The sequence below is a fragment of the Streptomyces sp. NPDC058985 genome (assembly GCF_042740985.1).
In the GTDB taxonomy this organism is placed as follows: Bacteria; Actinomycetota; Actinomycetes; order Streptomycetales; family Streptomycetaceae; genus Streptomyces.
On the sequence record NZ_JBHYJX010000035.1, the window covers coordinates 83,752 to 90,693 of the forward strand.

The window sequence follows — 6,942 nt, forward strand, 5'->3', positions numbered from 1 at the left end:
GCGGGGAACTGCGCGACCAGCCACAACCGACCCGCAGCCCGCGAACAACAACAACCCGGCAGACGCCTACGCCCCCCACCCGGCCTGCTGCCCACCCACCCGCTCGGCGACGACCTTCTCGCCCCACCCGGACGACCGGTAGGCATGGAGGGGCTCGGGGTCCAACCCCATCTCCCCCCGCACCTCACGAAGCAGCGGACGTACGTCCGTGTTGTACGCGTCCATCAACACCGCGTTGGCCTCCAGCACATCCCCGTCGGCCTGCGCAGCAGCCAGCGCCGCCCCGTCGACCAGCAGCGCCTTCGCCGTGGCCTCCTGCACGTTCGTCACCGACCGGATGATCGCCGGAATCTTCGCCTCGATGTTGTGGCACTGGTCGAGCATGAACGCCACGTCCGACGAGAACCCGCCCCCACGCACCACCTCGTACATGATCCGGAACAGCTGGAACGGATCGGCCGCGCCCACCATCAGGTCGTCGTCCGCGTAGAAGCGCGAGTTGAAGTCGAACCCGCCGAGCTTGCCCTCCCGCAGCAGTGTCGCCACGATGAACTCGATGTTCGTGCCCGGCGCGTGGTGCCCCGTGTCGACCACGACCTGCGCCTTCTCGCCCAGCTTCAGGCAGTGCGCGTACGCCGTGCCCCAGTCCGGCACGTCCGTCGTGTAGAACGCCGGCTCGAAGAGCTTGTACTCCAGCAGCATCCGCTGCCCGTCGCCGAGCCGCTCGTACACCTCGGCCAGGCCCTCGGCGAGCCGGTCCTGCCGGGACCGGATGTCGTCCTGCCCCGGATAGTTCGTGCCGTCGGCGAACCACAGCTTCAGGTCCCGGGACCCGGTGGCGTCCATGATGTCGACGCACTCCAGCAGGTGGTCGACGGCCTTCCTGCGCACCGCCGCGTCGGGGTGGCAGATGCTGCCCAGCTTGTAGTCGTCGTCCTGGAAGGTGTTCGAGTTGATGGCGCCGACCCGTACCCCGCGGTCCTCGGCGTGCCTGGCCAGCGCGGAGTAGTCCTCGACCCGGTCCCACGGGATGTGCAGGGCCACGGTCGGGGCGACGCCGGTGAACTCGTGCACCTTGGCCGCGTCGTCCAGTTTCTCGAACGGGTCGCGCGGGACACCGGGCTGGGCGAACACCTTGAACCGGGTGCCGGAGTTCCCGTACGCCCACGACGGCGTCTCGACGGCCTGGGTCTTGAGCGCTGCCTTCACCGCGGCTGGTTCGGTCACTTCGGGGCTCCTGTGACGTCGGGTCGTGGCCCGCTGTGCGCACGACCAACTGTGAAACGATTCAGAACGCGAAGCTATGAGCCGCATGAAGGGGTGTCAACCCTTCCGGTCGACCCCGCCGTCCGTGACTCGCTCGTGACCTTCGGCTATCGCAAGTTTTTCGACCCGGAACCATTGACGTGCCATGGCCTCGCTGCCTAACGTCCCCGGCAACCGAGTTGAAACCTTTCACGACGCCGTGAGGGCCGTCCCGCCGGCGTCGTCGAGGAGCCCCCAATGACCCACCCGTCCGACACGGGTACGGCCCCGGTTCTGGCGCTCAGGGACGTCTCCAAGTCCTTCGGCGCGGTCCGCGCGCTGCGGGACGTCTCCCTGGAACTGTTCCCCGGCGAGGTGCACGCCCTCGCCGGCGAGAACGGTGCCGGAAAGTCGACCCTCATCAAGACGCTCGCGGGAGTGCACCGGCCGGACGCCGGGCAGGTGCTGCTCGACGGCGCGCCGGTCGTCTTCCACGGTCCCGGCGACGCCCGCGACGCCGGCATCGCCGTGATCTACCAGGAGCCCACCCTCTTCCCCGACCTGTCGATCGCCGAGAACATCTTCATGGGCCGGCAGCCCAAGCGCGCCCTCGGCCGCATCGACCACCGGGCGACCCACGACGCCACCGCGGACCTGATGCGGCGCCTCGGCGTCGAGCTGGACCCCGACCGCCCCGCGCGCGGCCTGTCCATCGCGGACCAGCAGATCGTGGAGATCGCCAAGGCCCTCTCGTTCGACGCCCGCGTCCTGATCATGGACGAGCCGACCGCCGCTCTCACCGGCAGCGAGGTCGCCCGGCTCTTCGGCGTCGTACGCAGTCTGCGCGAGCAGGGCGCCGCCGTGCTGTTCATCTCCCACCGCCTGGAGGAGATCTTCCGCATCTGCGCCCGCGTCACCACGCTGCGCGACGGCGCCTGGATCTCCAGCGAGCCGCTGGACGGCATGACCGAGGACGACCTGGTGCGCCGCATGGTCGGCCGCGACCTCGACGAGCTGTACCCGAAGCAGGAGGTCCGGGCCGGCGAAGTCGCCCTCAGCGTGCGCCGGCTGACCCGCGAGGGGGTGTTCACCGACGTCTCCTTCGAGGTGCGCCGCGGTGAGATCGTCGCCCTCGCTGGACTGGTCGGCGCCGGGCGCACCGAGGTCGCCCGCTCCGTCTTCGGCGTCGACCGCTGGGACGCCGGGACGGTGGAGGTCGACGGCAGGCCGCTGGTCAACGGCGCCCCGTCCACCGCGATGGCCGCCGGCCTCGCCCTCGTCCCGGAGGACCGGCGCGCCCAGGGCCTGGTGATGGGCATGTCCATCGAGCGCAACATCGGCCTCACCGGGCTCCGTACGACGGTGCGGGGCGGGTTCATGGACCGCGGCGCCGAGCGCAGCCGCTCCCTCGACTGGGCCGTCAGACTCCAGGTCAAGTACGCCCGCATCGCCGACACCGTCTCGACCCTCTCCGGCGGGAACCAGCAGAAGGTCGTCCTCGCCAAGTGGCTGGCCACCGGACCCAAGGTGCTGATCGTCGACGAGCCGACCCGCGGCATCGACGTCGGCACCAAGGCCGAGGTGCACCGGCTGCTGAGCGAACTGGCCGCCGACGGCGTGGCCGTACTGATGATCTCCTCCGACCTGCCCGAGGTCCTCGGCATGGCCGACCGCGTCCTCGTGATGCACGAGGGGCGGCTGACCGCCGAGATACCCCGCACCGACGCCACCGAGGAGACCGTGATGGCCGCAGCCACGGGGAGGGCAGCCGCATGACGGTGACCGCACCCGACCCGAGCCCGGTGGCCGACATCCCCAAGGCCGGCGCCACCCGGCTGGTCGACCGCATCTTCAAGATGCGCGAACTGGCGATCCTGCTGGTCTTCCTGGTGATGATCGGCGTCACCCAGGCCGGGAACAGCGAGTTCCTGTCCGAACAGGGCATCAAGGACCTGCTGCTCAACGCGACCATCCTGGTGCTGGTCGCCACCGGCCAGTCGCTGGTCGTCATCACCCGCAACGTCGACCTGTCGGTCGGCTCCACCCTCGGCATCAGCGCCTTCACCGCCGGCACGTACCTCCAGGGCGGCGGCAACCCGTTCGTCGCCGTGGTCCTCGCGGTCCTGATGGGCGTCGGCTTCGGCCTCCTCAACGGCCTGCTCGTCAGCCTCGGCCAGGTCCCGGCGCTGGTCGTCACCCTCGGCACCCTCTACATCATCCGCGGCATCGACTCCATCTGGGTCGGCTCCCGCCAGATCACCGCGGCCGACCTGCCCGGCGGCTTCGTCGACTTCGGCTCCGGGGGCGTCTGGGCCGTGCCGTGGCTGGCGCTGATCGCGCTCGCCGTGCTGGTCGCCACGGCGTACTACCTCAAGCACTTCGGCGGCGGACGCGAGCTGTACGCGCTCGGCTCCGACCCGGAGGCCGCCCGGCTGGCCGGCATCCCCGTGCGCAAGCGGATCCTCGCCGTGTACACCTTCTGCGGTGCCCTCGCCGGACTCGCCGGCGCCCTCTACCTGGCCCGCTTCGGAAACGTCGACTCCGGTACAGGCAACGGCTACGAACTGACCGTCGTCAGCGCGGTGGTGGTCGGCGGTGTCGTCTTCACCGGCGGCTCCGGCAGCGTCTACGGCGCGGCCCTCGGCGCGCTGCTGCTGACCTCGGTCAACAGCGTGCTGCCCGCGCTCGGGGTCAGCTCCGTGTGGGTGCTGGCCATCAACGGCATCCTGCTCATCCTCGCCATCGCCGTCGACCGGATCGTCGCGCTGCGGGTGGCCAACGCCCTGAAGAAGAGGAACGCACGCCATGGCTGACAGCTCAATCGCGCGAGCGATCCGCCGGTCCGCCTCTCCGAGGTGGGACGGGGCCGTGGGTGCCCTGCTCATCGTGGTCCTGCTGTTCTCCTTCGGCTTCGTCGACGGCTTCGGCAACGCCCTCAACCTGTCCTTCCTGATCGGTAACACCCTGCCGATCGCGCTCATCGCCCTGCCGATGACCCTGCTGGTCGTCTCCGGCGAGATCGACCTGTCGGTCGCCTCGACCGCCGGTCTGTCCGGCGCGGTGATGGGCGCCCTGTGGAACCAGGGCATGACCATCGAGGCGATCATCCCGATCTGCCTGCTGCTCGGCGTCGTCTGCGGCCTGGTCAACGGGCTGCTGGTCACCCGGCTCGGCCTGCCTTCCCTCGCCGTGACGATCGGCACCCTGGCGGCCTACCGGGGCATCGCGCAGATCGTGCTCGGCTCCGACGCGGTCACCGACTTCCCCTCGCAGTACCTGGACTTCGCGGCCGGCCGGATCGGCGACACGTTCATCCCGTACGCCTTCCTGCCGTTCCTCGTGCTGCTGGCCATCGCCGTGGTCGCCCTGCACGCCATGCCGTTCGGCCGGGCGCTGTTCGCGGTCGGCGCCAGCGAGGAGGCCGCCCGGTTCGCCGGGATCCGGGTCCGGCGGCAGAAGCTGATCCTCTTCACGCTGACCGGTCTGATGTCGGCGCTGACCGGGGTCTTCTGGGCACTGCACTACGCCAGTGCGCGGTACGACAACGCCATGGGGCTCGAACTGTCCGTCGTCGCCGCCGTGTTGCTGGGCGGCATCGACTTCGACGGCGGGAAGGGCACGCTGGGCGGCGCGATCGCCGGGGTGTTCCTGCTCGGGGCGTTGCAGAACGTGATGAGTCTTCAAGATGTCTCCGCGCAGTCGCAGATCGTCGTGACCGGTGTGCTGCTCGTGTTGTCCGTGCTGGGGCCCCGGGTCGCTCGGCAGGTCTCGGCCGCGAGGGCGCAGAGGCTGACCTCCTAGCGATGCACGACGGCTGCGGGCCGCATGTGGCTGGTCGCGGCCACGCGGCGGAGCCGCATATCGAAACAGTCCCGCGCCCCTGACGGGGCGCGCTCCGCTCACCCTCCGTCAGAAGGAACCCACCATGCGCAAGTCCTCCCTCCGCCGTAGCTGCGTAGTCCTCGCCGCCGTCACCTCTCTCAGCCTCGCCGCCACCGCCTGCGGCGGCACCACCAAGGAGGACGTGAAGAACGAGGGCGGCGAGGCCGCCACCGCGGGCAAGGCCGATCCGAACGCCGAGACGAAGAAGGGGCTGACCGTCGGCTTCCTGCCCAAGCAGGTCAACAACCCCTACTTCACCGTCGCCGACAAGGGCGGCGAGAAGGCGCTGAAGGAACTCGGCTCCAGCTACAAGGAGGTCGGCACCTCCAGCGGCACCGACACCGCCGGCCAGGTCTCCTACGTCAACACGCTCACCCAGCAGCAGGTCGACGCCATGGCCGTCTCCGCGCAGGACCCGGGCGCCCTGTGCACCGCGCTCAAGCAGGCCATGAAGAACGACATCAAGGTCGTCACCTACGATTCGGACACCAACCCCGAGTGCCGCAACGCCTTCATCTCCCAGGCGTCCGCCGACGACCTCGGCCGCACCCAGGTGCAGCTGCTCGCCGAGCAGATCGGCAACAAGGGCGAGATCGCGATCCTCTCCGCCGCGCAGACCGCGACGAACCAGAACGCCTGGATCGAGATCATGAAGGACGAGCTGAAGGACCCGAAGTACAAGGACATCAAGCTGGTCAAGGTCGCCTACGGTGACGACGACGCGCAGAAGTCCTTCCAGCAGACCCAGGGCCTGCTCCAGGAGCACCCCGACCTGAAGGGGATCATCTCCCCGACCACCGTCGGCATCAAGGCCGCCGCCCAGTACCTGTCCGGCTCCAAGTACAAGGGCAAGGTCAAGCTGACCGGCCTCGGCACGCCCAACGACATGCGCAAGTACGTCAAGAACGGCACCGTCGAGGCGTTCGAACTGTGGGACCCGGCCAAGCTCGGTGAACTGGCCGCGCACACCGCCGTCGCCCTGTCCTCCGGGCAGATCACCGGCAAGGAGGGCGAGACCTTCAAGGCCGGCGCCATGGGCGAGTACACCATCGGCGCGGACGGCGTGATCAACCTCGGCAAGCCGACCGTCTTCACCGCCGAGAACGTCGACCGGTTCAACTTCTAGCCTCCACCTCGCGTACGGGAGCGGTACTTCATGCGACGCGTCTGTTTCCTGCTCAAGGTCCGCCGGGACCGCATCGCGGAGTACCGCGAACGCCACGCAGCCGTGTGGCCGGAGATGTGCGAGGCGCTCTCCGCCACCGGCTGGCACAACTACTCGCTCTTCCTGCGCGACGACGGCCTGCTTGTCGGCTACCTGGAGACCGAGGACTTCGCCGCCGCCCGGGCCGGCATGGAGGCCACCGAGGTGAACGCCCGCTGGCAGGCGGAGATGGGGCCGCTCTTCGAGTCCCTGGACGGGACGCGTCCCGACGAGGCCATGCAGCCCCTGACCGAGGTGTTCCACCTCGCCTGAGGAGACTCTTCCCGGGGCGGCGCAGGTAGTGTGAAGGCCCTGCGGCCGCCCACCCGTACCCGGCCCGACCTCGGAGGTCCCTGCCCGATGGCCCATTCCGTGGGTATCAAGGACGTCGCCCGCGCCGCCGGAGTTTCCGTGGGCACGGTCTCCAACGTCATCAACCGGCCCGACACCGTCGCGACCGAGACCCGCGCGCGGGTGCTGTCCGCGATCGACCGGCTCGGCTACGTCCGCAGCGAGTCCGCCCGCCAGCTGCGCGCGGGCCGCAGCCGGATCATGGGGCTGCTCGTCCTCGACATGGGCAACCCCTTCTTCGTCGACGTCGCGCGCGGCGC

General features: G+C 69.7%; 7 protein-coding genes. 6 read left to right on the forward strand and 1 reads right to left on the reverse strand.

Going from position 1 to position 6,942, the window contains the following annotated elements; translation table 11 throughout:
- Positions 1-66 precede the first annotated feature (66 nt).
- Entirely contained in the window at positions 67-1,227 is a 1,161-nt protein-coding gene (gene rhaI / locus ACFW01_RS26875) for an L-rhamnose isomerase (RefSeq protein WP_384507388.1), read from the reverse strand.
- Between the two features lie 276 nt (positions 1,228-1,503).
- On the opposite strand from rhaI, the gene ACFW01_RS26880 reads away from it, so the two are divergent.
- From ACFW01_RS26880 to ACFW01_RS26905, 6 genes are all read left to right on the forward strand, one after another.
- Positions 1,504-3,021 carry a sugar ABC transporter ATP-binding protein gene (locus tag ACFW01_RS26880; protein WP_384507391.1) on the forward strand — a complete coding sequence of 506 codons (1,518 nt, stop codon included), beginning with the start codon at positions 1,504-1,506 and terminating at the stop codon, positions 3,019-3,021.
- A complete protein-coding gene (locus ACFW01_RS26885; protein ID WP_384507394.1) occupies positions 3,018-4,058 on the forward strand; it encodes an ABC transporter permease in 1,041 nt (346 codons plus the stop codon). The genes ACFW01_RS26880 and ACFW01_RS26885 overlap by 4 nt, the downstream gene beginning before the upstream one ends.
- Positions 4,051-5,046, forward strand: a complete 996-nt coding sequence (locus tag ACFW01_RS26890) for an ABC transporter permease (RefSeq protein ID WP_234955803.1) — start codon at positions 4,051-4,053, stop codon at positions 5,044-5,046. Before ACFW01_RS26885 ends, ACFW01_RS26890 begins: the two co-directional genes overlap by 8 nt.
- A 124-nt stretch (positions 5,047-5,170) precedes the next feature.
- Positions 5,171-6,253 (forward strand): rhamnose ABC transporter substrate-binding protein, encoded by a 1,083-nt coding sequence (gene rhaS / locus ACFW01_RS26895; protein ID WP_384507398.1) that lies wholly within the window; start codon positions 5,171-5,173, stop codon positions 6,251-6,253.
- A 30-nt stretch (positions 6,254-6,283) separates the two neighbouring features.
- A complete protein-coding gene (locus ACFW01_RS26900; RefSeq protein WP_361641753.1) occupies positions 6,284-6,604 on the forward strand; it encodes an L-rhamnose mutarotase in 321 nt (106 codons plus the stop codon).
- Positions 6,605-6,691: 87 nt separating this feature from the next.
- Positions 6,692-6,942: LacI family DNA-binding transcriptional regulator (locus ACFW01_RS26905; protein ID WP_384507401.1), on the forward strand; the 251-nt coding region annotated here is incomplete at its 3' end.